Annotated in this window: 19 protein-coding genes; 4 read left to right on the forward strand and 15 right to left on the reverse strand. The window is 45.5% G+C overall.

The annotated features are described in order from the left end of the window. The first annotated feature begins 57 nt into the window (after positions 1 to 57). Both DW800_RS15170 and DW800_RS15175 read left to right on the forward strand, forming a co-directional pair. Positions 58 to 1185 (forward strand): lactonase family protein, encoded by a 1128-nt coding sequence (locus DW800_RS15170; RefSeq protein WP_117704017.1) that lies wholly within the window; start codon positions 58 to 60, stop codon positions 1183 to 1185. A gap of 70 nt (positions 1186 to 1255) precedes the next feature. Further along, positions 1256 to 2305 carry a DUF4831 family protein gene (locus DW800_RS15175; protein ID WP_057089751.1) on the forward strand — a complete coding sequence of 350 codons (1050 nt, stop codon included), beginning with the start codon at positions 1256 to 1258 and terminating at the stop codon, positions 2303 to 2305. Between the two features lie 7 nt (positions 2306 to 2312). On the opposite strand, the gene DW800_RS15180 is transcribed toward DW800_RS15175, so the two are convergent. From DW800_RS15180 to DW800_RS15250, 15 genes are all read right to left on the reverse strand, one after another. Beyond that, the gene (locus tag DW800_RS15180) at positions 2313 to 2666 is read right to left on the reverse strand and encodes a PqqD family protein (protein WP_005831929.1); all 354 of its coding nucleotides are present in this window, start codon (positions 2664 to 2666) and stop codon (positions 2313 to 2315) included. A 19-nt stretch (positions 2667 to 2685) separates the two neighbouring features. Next, positions 2686 to 4077 carry an MFS transporter gene (locus tag DW800_RS15185; RefSeq protein WP_005831932.1) on the reverse strand — a complete coding sequence of 464 codons (1392 nt, stop codon included), beginning with the start codon at positions 4075 to 4077 and terminating at the stop codon, positions 2686 to 2688. Positions 4078 to 4230: 153 nt separating this feature from the next. Beyond that, positions 4231 to 4620 (reverse strand): preprotein translocase subunit SecG, encoded by a 390-nt coding sequence (gene secG, locus DW800_RS15190; RefSeq protein WP_009038088.1) that lies wholly within the window; start codon positions 4618 to 4620, stop codon positions 4231 to 4233. A gap of 4 nt (positions 4621 to 4624) precedes the next feature. After that, the gene (locus DW800_RS15195; RefSeq protein WP_005831938.1) at positions 4625 to 5398 is read right to left on the reverse strand and encodes a hypothetical protein; all 774 of its coding nucleotides are present in this window, start codon (positions 5396 to 5398) and stop codon (positions 4625 to 4627) included. 4 nt (positions 5399 to 5402) lie between these two features. Continuing rightward, a complete protein-coding gene (locus DW800_RS15200; protein WP_005831940.1) occupies positions 5403 to 5927 on the reverse strand; it encodes an LptE family protein in 525 nt (174 codons plus the stop codon). Next, entirely contained in the window at positions 5914 to 7164 is a 1251-nt protein-coding gene (locus DW800_RS15205; RefSeq protein WP_117680904.1) for a sigma-54 interaction domain-containing protein, read from the reverse strand. Before DW800_RS15205 ends, DW800_RS15200 begins: the two co-directional genes overlap by 14 nt. 1 nt (position 7165) lies before the next feature. Next, entirely contained in the window at positions 7166 to 8263 is a 1098-nt protein-coding gene (gene pdxA, locus DW800_RS15210) for a 4-hydroxythreonine-4-phosphate dehydrogenase PdxA (protein WP_117704018.1), read from the reverse strand. A 5-nt stretch (positions 8264 to 8268) separates the two neighbouring features. Next, positions 8269 to 9324 (reverse strand): DUF4837 family protein, encoded by a 1056-nt coding sequence (locus tag DW800_RS15215; protein ID WP_117704019.1) that lies wholly within the window; start codon positions 9322 to 9324, stop codon positions 8269 to 8271. Positions 9325 to 9394: 70 nt separating this feature from the next. Further along, positions 9395 to 10435 carry a 23S rRNA (adenine(2503)-C(2))-methyltransferase RlmN gene (gene rlmN / locus DW800_RS15220; protein WP_008665254.1) on the reverse strand — a complete coding sequence of 347 codons (1041 nt, stop codon included), beginning with the start codon at positions 10433 to 10435 and terminating at the stop codon, positions 9395 to 9397. Between the two features lie 152 nt (positions 10436 to 10587). Further along, a complete protein-coding gene (locus DW800_RS15225) occupies positions 10588 to 12726 on the reverse strand; it encodes a SurA N-terminal domain-containing protein (RefSeq protein WP_119958180.1) in 2139 nt (712 codons plus the stop codon). Between the two features lie 122 nt (positions 12727 to 12848). Continuing rightward, positions 12849 to 14105, reverse strand: a complete 1257-nt coding sequence (locus DW800_RS15230) for a hemolysin family protein (protein ID WP_005831951.1) — start codon at positions 14103 to 14105, stop codon at positions 12849 to 12851. A gap of 4 nt (positions 14106 to 14109) precedes the next feature. Continuing rightward, complete coding sequence (gene lptC / locus DW800_RS15235) at positions 14110 to 14736, reverse strand: LPS export ABC transporter periplasmic protein LptC (RefSeq protein ID WP_117704020.1); 627 nt, start codon at positions 14734 to 14736, stop codon at positions 14110 to 14112. A gap of 4 nt (positions 14737 to 14740) precedes the next feature. Then, entirely contained in the window at positions 14741 to 16066 is a 1326-nt protein-coding gene (locus tag DW800_RS15240) for a tetratricopeptide repeat protein (RefSeq protein ID WP_119958181.1), read from the reverse strand. Positions 16067 to 16112: 46 nt separating this feature from the next. After that, positions 16113 to 17375 carry a hypothetical protein gene (locus tag DW800_RS15245; RefSeq protein ID WP_057089747.1) on the reverse strand — a complete coding sequence of 421 codons (1263 nt, stop codon included), beginning with the start codon at positions 17373 to 17375 and terminating at the stop codon, positions 16113 to 16115. Beyond that, positions 17362 to 18093: a type III pantothenate kinase gene (locus DW800_RS15250; protein ID WP_005831955.1), complete on the reverse strand. Its 732-nt coding sequence runs from the start codon at positions 18091 to 18093 to the stop codon at positions 17362 to 17364. Before DW800_RS15250 ends, DW800_RS15245 begins: the two co-directional genes overlap by 14 nt. A 505-nt stretch (positions 18094 to 18598) precedes the next feature. On the opposite strand from DW800_RS15250, the gene DW800_RS15255 reads away from it, so the two are divergent. Both DW800_RS15255 and DW800_RS15260 read left to right on the forward strand, forming a co-directional pair. Next, positions 18599 to 19819 (forward strand): DUF4105 domain-containing protein, encoded by a 1221-nt coding sequence (locus tag DW800_RS15255; RefSeq protein WP_117704022.1) that lies wholly within the window; start codon positions 18599 to 18601, stop codon positions 19817 to 19819. Further along, the gene (locus DW800_RS15260; RefSeq protein WP_117704023.1) at positions 19819 to 21387 is read left to right on the forward strand and encodes an alkaline phosphatase family protein; all 1569 of its coding nucleotides are present in this window, start codon (positions 19819 to 19821) and stop codon (positions 21385 to 21387) included. The genes DW800_RS15255 and DW800_RS15260 overlap by 1 nt, the downstream gene beginning before the upstream one ends. The last annotated feature ends 92 nt before the right edge of the window (positions 21388 to 21479 follow it).

Below are 21479 nucleotides of genomic sequence, written 5' to 3' on the forward strand. Positions count from 1 at the left end.
ATATACAGCGCAGCCAATTAGCACATTAGCATATTGGCACATTAACACATTAAATTAATGAAAACACTTCTTTTCTGTATGCTCGGATTAGGTTTGACAGCATGTGGCTCTTCTCCAAAGGGCACTAACGGTGACCAGGACGAACTCGCCATGCTAATAGGTACTTACACGAATGGCTCAAGCAAGGGTATCTATACCTTCCGCTTTAATCAGGAGACGGGAACAGCCGTTCCGCTCAGTTCAGCGGCATTGCCCAATCCCTCCTACCTCGTCCCCTCGGAAGATGGCGAATTTGTCTATGCCGTCAGTGAAATGAACGACAGCACAGCAGCCCTCAGCTCCCTTGCCTTCGACCGGGAAACGGGAGAACTGCGCCTGCTGAACACCGTTCCCACCTTCGGCGCCGACCCCTGCTACGTGGCCACCAATGGCCGGGAAGTGTTGACTGCCAACTACAGCGGTGGAACCATGTCCGTCTTTCCTTTACAGAAAGACGGCACTTTGGCTCCTGCAGACACGCTCTTTCAAGGCTCTGCCACCGGTCCCGACGCCATACGGCAAGCCACTCCCCACATCCATTGCACGGTCTTTTCACCGGACGGAAAGTATATCTTCGCCACCGACTTCAGTGCCGACCGCATCCTGCGCTTTGTGATGCACCCCGACAACCCTATTCCTCATGCTTCTCTGGAAGCCGTTGGCATTGAAGCGGATTCCGGCCCGCGCCATCTGACATTCAGCCCTAACGGGAAGTTTGCCTATCTCATCACCGAACTGTCCGGTAAGGTCATTGCCTTCAGTTACGACGACGGCCGCCTGGAACAGATACAGACTATCACAGCCGACACCGTAGCCGCCCGTGGAAGTGCAGACATCCACCTCAGTCCGGATGGGAAATACCTCTACGCCAGCAACCGTCTGAAAGAAGACGGCATCGCCATCTTTGCCGTGAATCCCGAAAATGGGACCTTGGCAAAGGTAGGTTATCAGCCCACCGGCATCCATCCCCGCAACTTCAACATCACGCCCAACGGTAAATACTTGCTTGCCGCCTGCCGCGACAGCAATGTCATTCAGGTATACAAACGAAACGAAGTTACCGGACTCTTGGAAGATACTCATCAGGACATTGTAGTCGACATGCCGGTTTGCGTACAGTTCGTCAGCTCTGTTAATAATTTATAAAGCAATATTTAGCAAAGATAACTTCATTAACTTTGTCCCTTAGCTAAATCAGTCTAAACGAATGTACATTATGAAGAAGAATATATTGATGCTCTCAGCTCTGTTCTTGTCTATCACTGCCATGGCGCAAACAGACGTAACCACCGGTGTGATGCGTGGCAAAGACTACGGAGTGACTTATATGTTGCCCAAAACAGAAATAGAAATCGTATTGCAAGCCACCAAGCATACCTACACTCCCGGAGAATTTTGCAGATATGCCGACCGCTATCTGCGTCTCAACAACGTGTCTGCCGAACCCGAGGAGTTCTGGACACTGGATAAGATAGAAACCCGCATAGCCGGTGTACCGGATAAGGACAACGTCTATTTCGTGAAGATGAAAGACAAGACCGTAGCACCCCTTATGGAGCTTACCGAAGACGGAATTGTCCGCTCCATCAACATTCCGTTCAGCGGTAAGCCTGCTGCCAAGACGCCCGAAGCCAAAGCCACCGAAAGCAGCATTGACCCACGCAGTTTTCTGACGGAAGAAATACTGATGTCCAACTCCAGTGCCAAGATGGCCGAGCTGGTGGCCAAGGAAATATACAGCATCCGCGAAAGCAAGAATGCCCTCCTGCGCGGCGAAGCAGACAATATGCCCAAGGACGGCGCCCAACTCAAGCTGATGCTTGACAATCTGAACCAGCAGGAAACGGCTATGACGGAAATGTTCTCGGGCAAAATAAAGAAAGAACCCAAGACATTCACCATCCGGCTGACGCCTAAAGAGATGAAAGATGAAGTGGCTTTCCGTTTTTCCCGAAAGCTGGGAGTGGTGGCCAATAATGACCTTGCCGGTGAACCGTATTATATCAGCGTCACCGACCTCAAAAGTCCCGATGTATCTGCCACCGAGGAAGGCAAAAAGAAAGTGGACGGTGTAGCCTATAACCTTCCGGGCAAGGCACAAGTGACATTGGTGTATAACAATAAGAAATTGTTTGACGACCAACTTCCCATTACCCAATTCGGCACCGTAGAATACCTCGCACCGGTACTGTTCAACAAGAATTCTACCATCAAAGTGCTGTTTGATACGGCAACGGGAGGATTGATAAAAGTGGATAGGGAATAAAGGAATTCTAATTCCGGATTGTCAACTGGATAAATCCATCCTTACGCAACTGCATTACGTAGGCGGTGACCCGGGGAATATAATTCTCTTCCTCCCCAAAGTGCCTGGCAAGTAGAGAGATGATTTCGCGCACGGTACGATGTCCATCTATCAGATTCCAGACAGCTGTACCGTGTTCTTCCAGCCTCACATGGATGTCAGGAGACATCCCCTTCGGCAATAAAAAACGACGCATCCATTCGTATTTAAACCGTGGGTAGGCGAGTACGGCGCACTCACCTTCCCATTCGGTTGTTATATGTCCACAGCGGACCGGAACAGCGTCCAACAGACTTACTTTTCCTTCGGGTATTTCCATCATACGGTATCCGCTTTTCCTATTATTTCTGAATATTAGGCTCTTCCAGCTTATAACCATACTTCTTGTCTGCCTTCTTCAGCAGTAGAGCCACTATAAGGGACAAGCAGGCAATACCGGTAAAAATGCACATAGGCACCGTATAGTCATACATATTCGTTCCATCTGGTTTCTTGCCGGATATACAATAGGCATCAAGCACCCACCCTATCAATGTAGGAATACCCCAAAGACCGATATTCTGGATAAAGAAAATCAATGCGTATGCCGTACCCAACTGGCTTACCGGGAATATCTTGGCCACAGCCGGCCACATGGCAGAAGGTACCAGCGAGAAAGCGATACCCAAAATTATCATCAGCACAATAGCTACCAGCCAATAGTTTATATCGGGAATAGCATAAATGAAATGCACACATATCAGCATGGCCGAGCCCAGCAGCATGATAGATGCGGACTTGCCCCGCTTGTCAATGAAACCACCAAAGACCGGAGTCAGAATCAGCGCTCCCAATGCCGGAAGTCCGGCAAATGTACCGGCCACATTCTCATTGATACCGTATTTGATAATCATCAACTCGGAAGCAAACTTCTGGAATGGGAATACACAAGAGTAGAACAATACACACAGCAATGCTATCAGCCAGAAACCGGGATTGACCAGAATATTCTTCACATCCTTAAAAGAGAACTTCTCTTCCTCATCTTCCGTACCGGCAGCAATGGCAGCAGCTTCCATCTGTTTGTCCAGCTTCTTGTCCATCACTGCAAAGACGAAGAAAGCAATCATACCGCCCAACAACAGAACCAAACCCAACAACACCGGTGTGGAAATACCGAAAGCACGGGCCAAAGGAATGGCTACGGCATAACCGGCTTGCGAACCGATACGTGCTAAAGCGACTTGTACCCCCATAGCCGTGGCAAGCTCTTTCCCCTTAAACCACTTGGCTATGATTTTGGAAACTGTAATACCGGCGACCTCCGCTCCTACTCCAAAAATGGAATAACCGGCAAAAGCAACAAACACACCCGTTTTATAGCCAAATATTTCATTGATTCCGAATAAAGTCGCGTCGGCACCGGCAAGTCCCGTCATTGCATAGTATTCAAGTGCTGTACCACCTACCATCAGGATAGTTGCCAGCTTTCCGGTGAAACGGATACCAAAGCGGTCGAGGATTAATCCTCCCCAAATCAACATCAGGAAAAAAACATTCAGAAAACTATAACCACCGGTAAAGAATCCGAAATCGGTACTCGACCAAGCCAAGTCCGTTTCCAACATTGTCTTCAACGGTGCTACCACGTCGTTTACATAATAAGCTGCCATCATCGTAAAGGCAACAATCACCAATGCCCCCCAACGGGTAGCCTTGGAATCATTCAATTTAAGTTTGAGTTGTTCTGTCATTGTACTATTTGGATTTCAATTTATTAATCAGATTGCATAAATTGCTGACAAAGGTAAATAAATACTTCATCAAAACGAAAAAAGGCTGACACCTTTTCAGTATCAACCTTTCTCTTATTTTTCCAAGCGGGAGTCATCCGCAATATCCTTATCTTATTCTGCTGCAGGGGCTTCTGCTGCAGGAGCAGGAGCTTCAGCCGGAGTTGTAGCTGCAGGGGCCTCCGATTGCGGAGCTTCTGTACCTACGGGCATGTTATAAGGATTAGTTTTTTCTTCTTGTTGCGCCTGTTCCAGAATCACATCACCGCCCTTGCCTGTGGAAGAAGGAATAGTGTAAGCAGAAACAATACTGAAGACTACCATGACAGCTGCCAGAGTCCAGGTTGCTTTTTCCAAAAAGTCCGTAGTCTTGCGCACACCCATAATTTGGTTGGATGATGAAAAGCCTGATGCCAGACCACCTCCTTTAGAATTTTGAATCAATACAATGAAGCACATCAGCACAGATGCAATCAGCATTAAGATAACTAATAATAAATACATTTTGTTATTTTGATTTAGCGTTAATAATCAATTTCTCCAAAAATCTGATTTGGTCTGCAAAGTAAGCATTTTTTTTTGGATAATTCAAACTTAATTTTTTAATAATTTCAAGCGCCTTGTCATATCGGTGCTGTTTTATATAGATTTTGGCTAAAGTTTCCGTAAAACAGCTATCGTCCAACTCTTCCGTTACCGGCGATACGGAGGGTTCTTCCTCTTCTTCAGTCTCTTCCTCCTTCTCTACAAGAAACTCCCTTCTCGTATCCGAGGCATCCGAAGACTCACTCTTTTGGATAAAGTCATCTATCAATTCATGCCCGCGCAGTTTAGGCACTTCCGACTCATCTTCTGCATCCACACCGGGTTCTTCCTGCATTAAATAGGCCGTATAATCCACCGCATAATCCAGCTCCGTATGCTGTGAATGCTCTTCGGGAACAGTAGCCAGAAATGCGTCAATCAAGGAAAGGGTACGGTCCACACTCGGCTCTTTCTCCAAATCGCCGGAAAACAGCGACGAGACCTTCCGGGATTTCAAAGTATAGCGGTCACCCTCTATAAAGTAAAACAGCACACGACGGTCTGCCACATACAACACAGCCTTGCGCAACTCCGCGCCAAAGTTGATGTCGTGCAGCAGATAGAGGTTTTTCAGATAGAGCAAACGGAGCGACTGGAAATAAGGATAGCGTGCCACCAATGTGCGAAGCTCGTACAAAGTATCCCTATTCAGCGTCTCGGGATGCTGAATCCATTGTTGCAAATGGGTAGGCGTCATGAGTTTACCAGTTAGCTACAGTTGCATTGAAAATCTGTTCGGCAATGTCTTTCACCATCAAGGTTATCAGCTGGTCCTGCACTTCGGTCAGCAATTTTGAGGAATCATAGGTCTGGAAAGCCGAGAACTGCTGTTCAAAGTCCTCCTCATGGTTCGTGTTATTGGTGTAGCGCACGTTGACAGTCAGCGTCACCTTCACCTTCGAAGAGTAGCCGCTGGCATCCACCGATTCATTATATTGATTGTAGCCGGTTATTTCTCCGTCTATTTCCAGGTCTCCTCCGGAATTCACCAGTTGCAGGCGAGTCTGCTGAATGAACATATCCTTCATTTTCTGGTTAAATTCTGTTGCCAGCGGTGCATATACATACTCTGCCCGGTTCTGGAAATCGGCAATGGAAATCGTTTTTACCTTTGTATAGTCGATAGAGCTTATCGGAGCAAGTCCCAACTTCATACTACATGAATTCACCAGAAATAACAAGCTTACCAACAAGGAAGCAAATGCCGCTTTTTTAATCCAATCCATATTCTTTTATCTTTCTGTATAACGTACGCTCAGAGATATTCAAATCCTGAGCCGCACTCTTACGCTTGCCGTGATGTTTTTCAAGCGCCTTACGTATCATTTCTTTCTCCACTTCATCCAGGGAGAGTGACTCCTCCACATATTCTTCCGTATCCTGGAAATCATCGTCCACCGGAGTAACCGGCTTTACCGAAGGATGTATAATGGTGGGGACACTGGATGTTACCGGAGGTACCACCGCCGGAGTAGCCGGCGTATAGTAGGCCGATGTGGCAACCGCCGGATTGGCTACCGTTCCCCTTTCAGCCATAATCTCATGCACCAACTTTTTCAAGTCCGTTACATCCTGGCGCATATCAAACAGAACCTGGTAGAGAATTTCCCGTTCACTCCCAAAGCTCTTGTCCTCCTTCACTCCAAACAAGGCAGGCAGGCGCTGCATATTGTTCTGCTCAGGCAGATAGCCCTTCAGTATGGATGCATTGATTTCACGATTGGTCTCAATGATGGATATCTGCTCGGTGATATTCTTCAACTGGCGCACATTACCCGGCCATGAGTAGCCCAGCAACACTTGCTTGCCGTCTTCCGTCAGCTGAATGGCAGGCATACGGTACTTTTCTGCAAAGTCCGAAGCAAACTTTCGGAACAGCAGCACCACGTCTCCACCGCGTTCGCGCAATGGAGGGACCTGAATAGGAACTGTGTTCAAACGGTAATACAAGTCTTCACGAAAACGTCCGTCAGCAATGGCTTGTGTCAAGTTTACATTGGTAGCGGCAACAATACGCACATCGGTCTTTTCCACCTTAGAAGAACCTACTTTGATGAATTCACCGCTCTCGAGCACACGCAACAAGCGTGCCTGGGTAGGCAAAGGCAATTCGCCGACTTCATCAAGGAAGATTGTTCCGCCGTTGGCCTCACCGAAATACCCCTTCCGTTCGCCGATAGCCCCGGTAAATGCGCCCTTCTCATGACCGAACAGTTCCGAGTCAATCGTCCCTTCGGGAATGGCTCCACAGTTCACGGCAATGTACTGTCCATGCTTGCGCCGGCTGTACTGGTGTATTATCTGCGGAAAGCTCTCCTTTCCCACACCACTCTCTCCGGTAATCAGTACAGACAAGTCGGTGGGCGCTACCTGGATAGCGATATCAATGGCACGCATCAGCGCTTCATTGTTGCCGATAATGCCGAAACGTAATTTTACTTGTTGTATTTCCGCTTTTGTCATTCTACAAATCTTCTTCTACACTATCGAGTTTCAGTTTGTCGCTATCGTCACGTTTCTCGTAATATTGCTTGCGCAGCGGATTTGCATGTGCCTCTTTCTCACGCTGGCGGTTACGGAACACATCTATTGCCACATAGATAGCCTGCCGAAATGAATCTTCAGAGGCGATTCCTTTCCCGGCAATATCGTAGGCCGTGCCATGAGCAGGCGAAGTGCGTATCACCGGCAAGCCGGCAGTATAGTTCACGCCCTCGTCCATAGCCAATGCCTTGAACGGTGCCAGCCCCTGGTCGTGATACATGGCCAGGATACCATCAAAATGGGTAAAGTTATCTGAGCCCATAAACCCGTCTGCCGGATAAGGACCATAGCAAAGCATACCCTTAGCAGCCATTTCGTTGATGGCCGGAATGATAATCTCCTGCTCTTCAGTTCCCAGCAATCCGCCGTCTCCTGCATGCGGATTCAGCGAAAGCACTGCAATACGCGGTGCGCTGATAGCAAAATCCTGCTTCAAGGAGCGGTTGAATATCTTCAGTTTTTCTTGTATCAGTTCTTTGGTGATGCTTCCGGCTATCTCTTTAACGGGAATATGTCCGGTCACCAATGCTACCCGGAAGTCATCTTTCATCAGAATCATAAGGGCCTTCTCGCCATCTCCCAATTTTTGCTCTATATACTCCGTATGTCCGGGGAAGGCAAACTCCTCCGACTGGATGGTATGCTTGTTGATGGGAGCTGTGACAATCACGTCTATCATTCCCTCCTTATATTCCTCAATGGCTTTTTCCAGTGCACCAAGTGCAGCTTTACCAGCTTCAACGTCAGGTTTAGAGAACTCAACCTTTACTTCATCATCCGTACAGTTCACTACACTCAAGCGATTGGGAACCGCTTCGGAGGCGGAGTTGACGATACTGAAGTTGGTAGGCAAGTCCAATGATTTACGATGATAAGCTGCCACTTTAGGCGAACCGTAGATAATCGGCGTACACAATTCCAGCATCACCGGGTCTACAAACGTCTTTAAAATCACTTCATACCCTACACCATTAATGTCGCCTTGTGTAATGCCGACTCTTATTTTGTTGTCTTCCATTTTTATTACTTATTATTAGTAGTATCTTTTGAGGTTACGCCTACCGGAATTTCCGCACCTTCCTGCTTACAGCCAGGCAGTTTCAAGGTATAGAGCGAAGCCTCCATCTGACGTACCAGATTACGTTTCATTTTATCAGGTGAATAAATAAATATTTCAGATACGATAATACGCTGATTGGCCTTGTCCAAACGTACATGCGATACGAACGGACCGCCCATGAAGTCACCCTTTATGCGCCACAAGCCGCGAGCCTCCAGTGCATAGTCTCCCTGCACACTGATGGGGCGTACATCGGTCATCAGAGAATCCGTCGACATATACATACCTTCACGGGCACCAGGGATATTAACCTTCATCACGGAATCGCGTTTATGAACAAAATATTCTTTAGTAAACGTATCCTTATCCGTATAAGGATAAGAGTAGATTACAAAGTTCTGGTCGCCGGTAGCTGCATTCGTACCTGCCCAGAAGAAGTTCTCACCCTCCTTGGTAGATGTCAGTTCGCCCGGCACCCATACATCGCAATCAAACTGGCTCTTCACCTTCGTTGCTATATAGTCGCTATGCTTGTCCTTCAATACTGAAATCTGACGATTCATTTCCGCATGGGTAAAGAAATCGATGATTACCTGCCTGTTCTCCTCCACAAATTTCTCGAACGAAGCCTCGTCCGGTGCCTGAATAGTGAGAATAGACTGAGGAGCAGCATATACATTCCTTGCATACTTGAATTTAGGCTGGGTATAGAGGTCCTTGTTCACATCGACAATAATGATATTGCGAATCAGTTTTAAAGTGGCATCATAATTGGAAGGGGCAGTATACATGATTCGGAATGAACGTTCTGACTGGGGAAGCCCCGGAACATCAGAATCAAGCACATCGAAAAGCGCCCTACCGGCAGGACGTTCCCACAAGCCGGGCTCCACCACTACCAGAACTTCATACGCACGACCGCTGGAGGTCGGAGTAAACACACCCTTTTTACCACCACCGCAAGCGGAAAAAAGCGTCAGTACGAGAACCATACTCAAATAAAACAAGTGCTTTCTCATATCTCTATCATTTTAGTTTTTCACAAAGCTACGAAGAATGCGTAATATCCTCCCTACCTAAGTTAATAATTTATATTAATTCTTCTTTATTCTCCTCCTGCTTGGCAGTGGACAACATGCCACAAGCGGCAAATATATCCTCTCCACGCGATGACCGTATAGTGGTAAACAGACCGTGCGAAGTCAGATAATCACGGAACGCAGTCATGGTTTCCATATCAGCCCCTTCAAGATTCACTCCAGGTATGGCATGAAAACGAATCAGGTTAATCCGGCAGTCCAGCCCACGTAGCAACTTCAGAAGTTCCTTTGCATACGGTAACGAGTCATTCACTCCTTTGAAAACAATATATTCAAAAGATAGTCTGCGCTGTTTGCTAAAATCATAGTTTCTTAACAATTCAACAATCTCCGTGATGGAGAAGGCCTTCTCTGCCGGCATCAGCTCGCGACGTTGCAAAGGTATCGGCGAATGAAGGCTGATAGCCAGATGGCAGTCCGATTCCCCAATAAAACGCTGCAAGCCCTTCTTCAATCCCACTGAAGAAAGGGTGACACGCTTGGGACTCCACGCATATCCATAAGAGGCGGTCATTATTTCCAGCGCTTTCAATACCTCGTCCAGATTATCAAGTGGTTCGCCCATGCCCATCATTACCACATTGGTCAGCTTGTCCCTTTCGGGCAACGAACTGATTTGGTTGATAATCTGGTTGGATGTCAGATTGGCGGTAAAGCCCTGCTTGCCGGTCATACAGAATTTGCAGTTCATCTTACAGCCCACCTGAGAGGAGACACAAAGCGTAGCCCGGTCTTCGTCGGGTATATAGACAGCTTCCACGAAATGTCCCTCGCCTGCCCGGTATAAGTATTTCACCGTACCGTCTACAGAGCGCATGGCATCTACCGGCGCTTCGGCACCTACCTCATAGATTTCTTTCAGCAATTCCCGATGCTTCAACGAAAGATTGCTCATTTCGTCTATAGAAGCCACCTTCTTGTCATACAGCCAGGAAGCTATCTGCTTGGCAGAGAAACCGGGCATTCCCAAATTCTTCACCACATTCTGCAATTCAGCGAGCGTCAAGCCCAATAGAGGTCGTTTCTGCATATCGTTTTTCATTAAAACAAAACTCTTTCAAAAATGCAAAGGTAGGAATAAAGTTGCACAAAGACAACGGAGAGTGTAGAAAATGAAATGTACAGACAATGAAAAAGCCGCCCGGAAGTACCGGACGGCTTTTCAATATGGGTTTTCTATTCTTAGAAGAATAAATAACGTTGGTCTTTTACGTTGGCTTTCAGATACAAGTCACTGATGAACTGGCTTGCCATACGTGCATGCATGTTAGCCAAGTTAGCCTCTTCAGTTTCCTTGTTGAATGTTTCGTTCAGCTTCTCTTTTGCATATGGTTGCAGAACGAATACACCACCGTTACCCTTGATAGGAGCACTCAGCTTGTTCACTTCAGCAATAGAAGCGTACGCGCCTACCAGAGGTTCGCTACTACGCAATGCCGGGATATAGGCAGGAGCAGAGAAAGTAACGTGCTTTACAGAATCACTGACAGCATTTGCCATATTCTTGTACTGCTCGAACGAAGTTGCATTGGCAGCCTTCATATCAGCCATAATCTTCTCTGCTTTCTTGTCACGGAGAATTTCAGCTCTCAACTGGTCCTTTACCAAAGCCAGTGGGCGATAACCTTCAGGAACAATACTTGCAACACCTACTACCAGCATACGGTCGCTCTCGCCACATTCGTACAAACCGGAAACTTCACCGGCTTTTGCCTCAAACGCCCATTTCAAAGCATCTTTGGTACCTCTGATACCACCGATACCATGTTCAGAGCTGTACAAATCGGCTCTATCCAGCAACTTGTAACCAGCATCTTCCGCATTGGCAATCATTTTCTCTAAAGTATTGTTTGCAGCGATGAACTGGCTGAACTCATTGTATGCCTTGCTGTAAGTTTCCTTGCTGAATTCTACCGGACGCTTGATAACGGCTACCTTATATTTATCCTGGACAGCCTTCTTGTTGGTTACTTGCAAAATGACATTTGCTTGTCCCAACGCCAGATTGGTCAGTTCGTTCTGTCCCAAAGTAGTGACAGCAGTAATATATTTCAAGTTGTCACCGTCAATCTGTGCGCCTTCGTAGTTAGCTGAAGAGATCCAGGTAGGCTCACCGGTCTGACCGTACTTCTTCGCAATTTCAGCAAAGCTGGCACCACCCTTAATAGCATTGTAGATGCTGTCGGCTAAAGTCTTCGTCTTTTCAGCATCTTCGGCAACTACCTGAATCTGACGGAACTCGATAGAGTCCGGCATAGCAGCAGTAGCCAATTTCTTGAAAGAGTTAAGAGTATTGTCCGATACGTTATAATAAGGTCCGAATACACCACCCACCGCAACAGAGTCCAAACGGGCTGTCACATCAGCAGGCAGAGACTTAGTAGTGTAGAACAAGTCTGTATAAGGAGCTTCGGAACCGGTAGAACGGATAAAGGTAGTATAGTCAGAAGGATTGGCAGTAAGTTGTTCAGTGTATTCTTCCATTTCCTTCTGGAGAGCAGCTCTGTCTTCTGCACTTGCAGTAACTTGCACATCAATGAACTTGATATTGCGAGTTTCCACATATTGCTTGAACTGTTCTTTCTTCTTGTCGTATGCAGCCTTCAAATCAGAATCCTTGATAACGATGGTAGAGTCAACGATAGAAGAATAGGGAACTGCAGCAAGCAGCAGGTCTGACTGCTCTACTCTTGCATCAAAAGCGTCCTGAGCTTCTACCGGGTTGGAGAAAAGAGATTTTGTAATCAAAGCCTGATACTTTTCCTGAAGACGTGCCTGGATAAGGGACTTTTCGAGGAAAGACCAGAACTTGTACATGGATTCATAGTATTCTGCATATTGTGAAGGCATCTGTGCCTTATTCATTTTTGAATAGTCCACCAAGAACTTCTTCAACATATCCTTATCAAACGCACCGGTCTGAGGATTACGGAACGGAGTCTGTTGCAGCATCGGATGCACACCGGCATTAATGATAGCCTGAATCTCAGCCTTCGATACAACCAGACCGAGTTTCTTTGCTTCCTTTTCAATCAGCTTATTATTGACGTATGTTCTCCATACTTCATCTTTGATTTGGTTTGTCTGCTCATCGCTCAATGCACTGTTGCCACTGGAGAACTTGATGACTTCTGTATATTCTTCTACCAATGCTTGAAAATCCTGAGCGGAAATTGATTCCCCGTTCACTTCACCTACGTCTTGTGACTGGTGTGGCTGAAGCACTTTCCACGCGTCACCTGCGATGAAAGCAAACAGCGCCAAACCAATAACAATCACCAATAAAGGTCCTTTAGACCGAATGTTTTGTAATGTTGCCATTTTAGTTAATATGATTTATTTGTTTATTATTATTTTCCTAACATGTTCATTTTAGCGCACGAAGATACAAAAAATGCTAATACGCATCCATTTATTCTTTAAAAAATTACGCCTAAATGAAATTATTCAATGACTTTCAGTCTTACCAACTCAATTTTAGTGGCTGTTACCTTGATTATTTTAAACTGATAATTATCCACTTCAATCACTTCATGCAGTTTCGGGAAACTTTGATAACGGTTCAAAATCAGACCGCCCACTGTCAGATAATCATCCGATTCCGGCAGGTCGAGCCCGAAAGTCTCATTTACCTTTTCTATTTCCAGACGGGCCGAAAGCACATATTCACGTTCACCCAACTGCTTACACACATAGGATGTGTTATCATGCTCATCCTCAATATCGCCAAAAATTTCTTCCACCAAATCCTCTAAAGAGACGATACCCGCCGTACCACCGAATTCGTCCACCACTACAGCAATCGTTTTTTTCTGCTGCATGAACAGTTTCATCAGTTTGTGGGCCGACATCGTTTCGGGTACAATAGGCACTTCCTTCACGTTATTCCTCCAGTCCACCGGATTCCTGAACATCTCCGACGAGTGAATATATCCCACCACATTATCTATATTTCCATCATATACTATGATTTTGGAAATACCCGACTCCACAAAAAGACATTTCAATTCTTCCAATGTAGTGGTCAGATCTACAGCTACCACCTCTGTACGCGGTACAATACAGTCGCGTATCTTTATATTCGAAAAGTCAAGCGCATTTTGGAATATCTTTACCTCTGCATCCAGTTCTTCTTCACTTTCCGCATTCTCTATGCTCGACTGGATGAAGTAATCCAAATCCACTTTGCCAAAAGCCTTGGCCGACGCCTCCTTGTTTACTTTCATCCCAAATATCCGAAGGAACAGATACGACAATCCCGATGCAAACTTTGAAACAGGAAACAGAATGACATAACATATGAATAAAGGAATGGCACATACCCTCAGCATCAGATTGGGATTGATTTTAAACAAAGTCTTCGGCAAGAACTCACCGGTTACCAAAATAATAAGAGTGGAAATTACAGTCTGCACCAACACCATTACAAAATGATTGGAAATAATTCCGGCAAGAAGATTCACCTCTATGATTTGTGCCATCAAGATACCATAAATGACAAGCGCGATGTTATTACCCACCAGCATGGTCGAGATGAAGTTATTCGGGTTGCGAAGGAAATAGGAAATGATACCGGAAGTGACGCCTGACTTCCTTTCCATCTCAAAGCGCAGTTTATCTACGGAAACAAAGGCAATCTCCATTCCTGAAAAGAAAGCAGAGAAAGCCATGGTTATCAATAAAAAAATAACGGTATCCATTTTATCAATTTATGGTATCAGTCTGCAAGCTGTCTGCTGCGGCAGTCTCCTCGTCAACATAGAAGATACCCTCCGGCTTGCGAATCGTGTAAACAGTCATCTGCTGATTGGATTCAAAGCCATGTCCCGTAATGATACGGTCAGGCTGTTCGATACGGATAAACTCATCCGAATAAATTCTTTGTGTCCGCTGGTCCCAATACAGCAGCTCTGTATCAAACTGCTCACCTTTCAAATTCTGTATATGCACATTCCCCATCAGTTTCCATAACTCTTCCTTATTAAAGAAGTAGGCTGTATCAGCCTTGATACTCGCCTCCACTTGGAAGATAGAGTCGAACTTCTCCAAATAGACCCCCTTTTCAAAAGCCCAGTAAGGAGGATTCTTCCGGTCAAAGACCAGCCACTCTTCCGTATTGATGCGATAACGTGTTACACCGGAATCAGACACCAGCGTAGTCACCCCACGGGTGTCCATCACCGCCATAGAGTCACGTTCGGTAATGGCATCGCCCAGTTCCTTCTTCTTCCCGGAACACGAAGAAAATAAAAGAAGCATAACCATTGCCCCAAGGACAATGGTTATGCTTGCATTTTTATGATAAACAACGTTGATGGGTTGTAGCAACATAGTTTTATCTGATAGTTGTAGATTCACCTATCCATCCGCCGATAGTGATACGGTCACCGGCTTTGTAACCCAACATAAAGAGGTCTTTAGCCTGGGGAGTGTGGCGGGAATAAGTACCAATCAATTCGTTAGCACGTTCTGTAACTGAAGGATCCACCGCTTTAGCTCTCTGCAACTTATCAATTACTACAAAGTAAGTACACTTATTCAGAGCAGGCTCATCAGTCCAGTTAGGATTGGAGCCGTAAAGCTGTGCCAGCAAGATATAAGGATCACCATAGTTTTCCTTAAAGCTAATAGCCTTCTGGCAATATGCTCTTGCCTGAGAGAGTTTTTTAGCCTGCATCAAGGCTGCAGCAGTAGCATATGCCATTTCAGCTTTCTTGTCATTATCGGTTTCCTTAGCCAATGCTTCGTCAAAGTATTTCACGGCATTTTCATAGTCGCCTTTCTTATAGTACATGTATGCTACACCTACAGCAGCATCGGCAGTCGGGTCTATTTGATACATATATTCAGAAGCCTTGAAATAAACTTCACTTTCGTTACACTTCATCAACTTCAAAATATTCAATGCTTTCTTCAAGAAAGTAGAGTCTGTCTTATTTTCTTCTACCTTAGGACCATAAATATTCTGCAAAGATTCACAATCAGCCACACCACTCTGGATGAACATAGCTACCAGATTATCCTTGATAGCTTGCAGGTTTGCCTTCTTTGCCTCTTTGGTCTCAGCTGCGATAGCATCATCCGCATACTTGGAAGCATCGATATAGTCTTGGAAGAACTGGCCAGTATGATTGTCATCTGCCTTTACCTTCTGCATAGAGACATCCAGAAAATAGTGCAAAACCGCACCTTTGGAACCACCCTTTTCAGCTTGAACAGATTCTTTCAGCCAATTGTAAGCTGTATTAAGGTCCGGAGTAGGAGCAAACTGAAGATAATCCACAGCTTTAGCGCCCAAGGCATCAGCCACACTCGGCACGCCCTTCATTCCTTTATTAATGAATTCAGGAATGTACTTCATTCTCAAGTCATACACATCCATCAATTCATCAAAATACTTCTTGTAATCAGCAGAATTTCTATCCTTAATCTGACTCAAGAAACCCACTAAAATCTTCTGAGCATCTGTAAATGTGTAATACCGCAGCGTAGGGCAATCCTTCAGCACAGCCATACAAGGAGCGTATGCATCCTTAAAGTTACCAGCTCTCACTGCTTCATGAGAGATACTACTGTTCGAATTACAATTTTCAGTCTGTGCGAAAGTGCTGGTCACTCCACCCGAAAGGAGCAAGACAGCCACAAGCGTCTTAATTTTCATTGTATTTAAATTTTAGTTGTTATATTTTTTGTCTATTCAATTTCCATTAATCCACTTTACGCTTGAAGAACCAGCGTTCGTTAAAGGTTACTCCGATACAAATACGCAATGTATTTTCGTTCAAGAACGCTGCTTGGGTTCCTTTAGTCCGCACGTATTGTGCAGAAAGACTCAATACGGAACGGGTTCTCGGTATGGGCAATCCAAAACCGGCAGTAACGCCATATTCATCAGCGGCACGTACACCGTCTATCTTATAATAAGGTTTGGAATAATAAGCTCCCAAACGATACTTCACATGAGACAAATAACTTCGTCCCATAGGATTCGGCAGATACTCTGCACCAACGGATATTCTTCCACGGTCGCAAAACGCCTCGTCATTGTTCATATAACTCACTTTACTCCAATTCTGGAACATCACATCCGCTCCTACCGTCAGACGATTGTCGTACACGTACGTCACACCTGCGCCAAATGTTGTCGGAATGCCGCAAGTAACAATAGTATCCCTCGTTGCCGAAGTAGCTCCCGTATTGCTATCACCAGTCTGCGTAACTTCGTACGCATCGTTACTCAAATCATGCCCCGGAGAAAAGACGACTCCCAACGTTGCAACATGCTTTTTCCCAAACTGATGGGTGTACTGCGCTCCAAAATCCAACTTATAACTCTTTACAGCCACATTAGACTGTATTGTAATAGGAAATACACTTGAACTGGACGGAAAGGTTTCCGCAGCGGTTCTTGTTATATCTCCCCAAAGATACGAAAAATTCGCACCAACAGAAAGATTTTTAATTATTTTAAAGCCCGCACCTAAATAAAGCTGATGCAGACCTCCTTCTCCCGAATAGCTTACCGTCGTAGATTTGTCTGGGAATTCCGTATCTTCCCGATATTCTCCCATACTGTATCCAACGTTTGAATAAGGCAGCAACCCCAAGCTTATGGCAGCCCATTTACTTGCACGAAACTGCATCGTGATATAGTCAAAACTGGAATTCTTGGCATTTCGTTTCAGAGTACCGTTACTGAGATTTGTATTCTGTAGAGAGACTGCTCCATCGAAGATAAAAGTCAGCGAATCTACCGCCGTATAGGATGCAGGATTAGCAAAGTTAGTCTGATACTTGTCCCGTAAACCATAGGCAATACCACCCATCGCCCTACTGTTGCTCGAGCCTTGTTCAGATAACTGTCCATATCCATATCGTGTATAGGGAGAATTTGTATTATTTTGAGCGACTGCCGCTCCTGATAATATCGTGAGCAAGAGCACTAACAGTGTTTGTCTATAGCCTGTCATTATTATAGTTTAAAATTCTATTTAATCCTTTCAACACTAAAAATCTGTCTGCAAAGATGATACTTTTTAAGTTTGTATCAAAAGAAAAATCATCCCCGCCCGTTAAAAAAACCAAAAGTTCAGGATATTTATGCTTCATAACCGTAATGTAACCTGAAATTTCATATTCAATACCCTTCAGTACTCCGGCACGGATAGCCGTATCGGTATCCTTCCCCATGGGCACCATCCGCCCCTCAAGAGCCACCATTGGAAGCCGTCCGGTAAACTGATGAAGCGCCTTGAAACGCATCTGCAGGCCGGGAGAGATATTCCCGCCATGATAGCGGGCAGCAGCATCGACAAACTCATAAGTGATACAGGTACCGGCATCAATCACCAGTATATCCCTGCCAGGAAATTGCTCATTGGCTCCTACCACCGCCGCCATACGATCATACCCCAGCGTCCGGGGAGTTTCATAGAGGTTTTCTACCGGAAGAGAAGTCTTTTCATTGAGCCACAGAATGGGGACAGCCATATCTTCCAGTTGCGACAACACCTCTCTACTCAAATCAATGACAGTAGCCACTATCGCTTTTTCAATCGTATATGTACGGCATACTTCAGGCAACCGTTCCAACGTCAGATTGGAGTCATACACCACCTCCACGATACGTCCACCATCAAACACCGCCATCTTGGCGATTGTATTTCCTATATCAATAATGAGATTCACCGTATTGCATAAATTTAGCGGCGCAAAGATATAACATTAATATTGAAATTCAGCAGAAACCATCTCTTTATTAGAAGAACAACTGCACAAGAATTCTTATTCACATCCACACCAAACAACCACAATGCCACTTCTACATTCTGTTGAGATTTATTAAAGCCGCAACATCATACCACAACCACCTGATTATCAATACAGCTAAATGCGCTACATTCAGTATACGACTGAGCCCTATTCAGTATACGATTGAATGGCATTCAGTATACGACTGAATCAGGTTCAATATACCACTATTTCTTGCACCCGTATCGTTTGTAAATAGAAAATACCTACCACTCATACTCGACAGTTGATTCAAAACAACCAATAATGCGAATTAAGAATTGTATCAAGTTCATAATTAAAAAAGATTCTTCGGACACAGATGACCGGAATAACGCGAATAACCGCTTTAGTTCCTAATCACAAATTGGGATAATATTAGTTTTTTCCGTAAGTTTGCAGCATGAAACGAAGCCTACTTATACATATATATATAGTAATCTTTTTCTTCTGTTTGCCTTCAGCAAATGCCCAGGTGACACAACAGCAAAAGACTGCTGCAACAGACTCCGTACGCGTCAGCCTACTGACTTGCGCTGCAGGAGGAGAGATTTATTCCCTATTCGGACACACTGCCATACGGTACGAGAACTATACACGTGGCATTGACGCCGTCTTCAATTACGGCATGTTCAACTTCAACGCCCCTAACTTCATCTTCCGTTTTGCCTTGGGAGAAACGGATTATCAACTTGGAGTAACCGATTATGAGCATTTCGCCGCCGAATACAACTATCTGGGACGCGATGTCTGGCAACAAACGTTAAATCTAACAGAAGAGGAAAAAGAACGCCTGATAGCACTATTGACAGAGAACTACCGCCCTGAAAACCGAGTATACCGCTACAATTTTTTCTACGACAATTGTGCCACCCGCCCGCGGGACCAGATAGAGCGTGCCATCAACGGCACTCTGCAATACGCTGACAATATGACTGCTAACAGTACGGGAATCTCTTTCAGGGATTTGCTACATAAATACAGTGAAGGCCATTTGTGGTCACGTTTCGGCATGGACCTATGCATGGGCAGCAAAGCAGACGAACCCATCAACCGGCGGCTGGCAATGTTCGTCCCCTTCTACATGCAGGAGTATTTCAATAAAGCGCAGATTGTGGACAAAGAAGGACAAGCACGGCCACTGGTTGCCAAAGAAGAAAAAATCGTAGTAACGGGTAAAACACCAGCCGACTTCGTCAGCAGAGGCATCACACCGATGCAGTCGGCTTCGCTATTACTGATACTTGTAGCAGGCATCAGCATTTACGGCATACGAAGAGGGAAAACTCTTTGGGGCATAGACCTCATACTCTTCTTGGTTGCCGGAATGGCTGGATGTATACTGGCATTTTTAGCACTATTCTCACAGCATCCGGCAGTAAGTCCCAATTATATATTATTTGTATTCCATCCATTTCACCTTTTCTGCCTTCCATTCATGCTATCCAGGGTACGAAAAAGGGAAATAAGCCGCTATATGCTGGTTGATTTTGTAGTTTTAACACTTTTTATAGGGCTTTGGACAATAATTCCGCAGAGAATTCCGCCAGCAGTATTACCTTTGGCACTGTGTTTGCTAATACGTTCTGCAAGCAACCTCATTCTAACATACAAACGAAGGTAATGAAAAAAGGACTGATAACTTCCATACTCGCACTTACATTCAGTGGTCTGCAAGCCCAACCGCTGCCTGCCTCCCCAAAGCTGGTGGTAACATTGACCATTGACCAATTGCGTACAGACTATATGGAAGCATTTTCATCCTTATACGGAGAAAAGGGATTTAAGCGCTTACTGCGTGAAGGTAAAGTATTCCGTCAAGCAGAATTCCCTTTTTGCGGAACGGACCGAGCCTCGGCCATTGCCGCCATCTATACCGGAACAACACCGTCCATGAACGGTATCATTGCAGAGCAGTGGCTGGATGCAGGTACACTACGCCCCATAAACTGTGTAGAAGACCCCAACTTCATGGGCAACTATACCGACGAAAGCACTTCCCCCTCCCAATTACTGACCTCTACTATTGCCGACGAGCTGAAAATAGCTACCCGCAACAAAGGTCTGGTCTATGCCATCGCACCTTTCCGTGATGCCGCCATATTGGGTGCCGGACACGCGGGGAACGGTGCTTTCTGGCTTAATAACAATACCGGGAAATGGTGCAGTACGACTTATTATAATGAATTTCCGTGGTGGCTGAGCCAATACAACGACCGGAAATCTCCTGACTACCGTATCAAGGATATGGTATGGACACCTGCACTTCCTTTTACCAACTATACATTTCTGCCCGAATGGCGCAACGAGCCATTCAAATACAAGCTGGATGGTGAACGGACAAACAAGTTCCGCCGCTTGATAACCAGCCCTTTCATCAATGAGGAAGTCAACCTGCTGACCGAAGAGCTGCTGAATAAGAGCACTATCGGACAAGATGACGTGCCCGACCTATTATCGCTGACTTACTACGCAGGAAATTATAACCACCGAAGTACGCAGGAATGTGCCATGGAAATGCAAGACACCTACGTACGACTGGACCGTAGTATAGCTTCCTTATTAGAGCTCATAGAACGTAAAGTTGGGCTCCACAACGTACTTTTCTGCATCACCTCCACCGGCTATGCCGACCCGGAAGCTGCCGACCCGGGCGTATACCGTATACCGGGTGGTGAATTCTACCTGAACCGCTGTGCCGCCCTGCTAAACATGTACCTCATGGCATCCTATGGCGAGGGACAATATGTGGAAGCTTATTATGACCAACAAATCTATCTCAACCATAAACTTATTGAGAACAAGCAGCTGAGCCTGACTGAAATTCAAGAAAAATCTGCCGAATTTCTGGTTCAGTTCAGTGGCGTGAGCGAAGTATATTCAGCTCATCGCCTGCTTTTGGGCCCCTGGTCACCGCAAATAGAACGTATACGCAATAGTTTTCATCGCAAGCGCTCTGGCGATTTGCTCATGGAAATACTCCCGGGCTGGACTATCATGCAGGAAAATAGTACTGATAACCGTGTAGTACGTACGGCCGATATTCCTGCTCCCCTCATTTTATTGGGAGGTGGAATGAAGGCTGAAACCATCCGTATACCCATCAGTATTGACCGCATTGCCCCTACCTTGGCAAGTGTAATGCGCATCCGCGCCCCTAATGCAAGTACAGCATCTCCCCTTGACTTTTGATTCTAAAATAATCTGTGCAAATCTGGATAATCTGTATAGAAATCAGTAACTTTGCACGCTCAACTAACTCAGCAATAATAATAAAAACAAAT

Origin of the sequence: Bacteroides sp. AM32-11AC, from assembly GCF_003603515.1 — a bacterium.
GTDB classification, from domain to species: domain Bacteria; phylum Bacteroidota; class Bacteroidia; order Bacteroidales; family Bacteroidaceae; genus Bacteroides; species Bacteroides uniformis.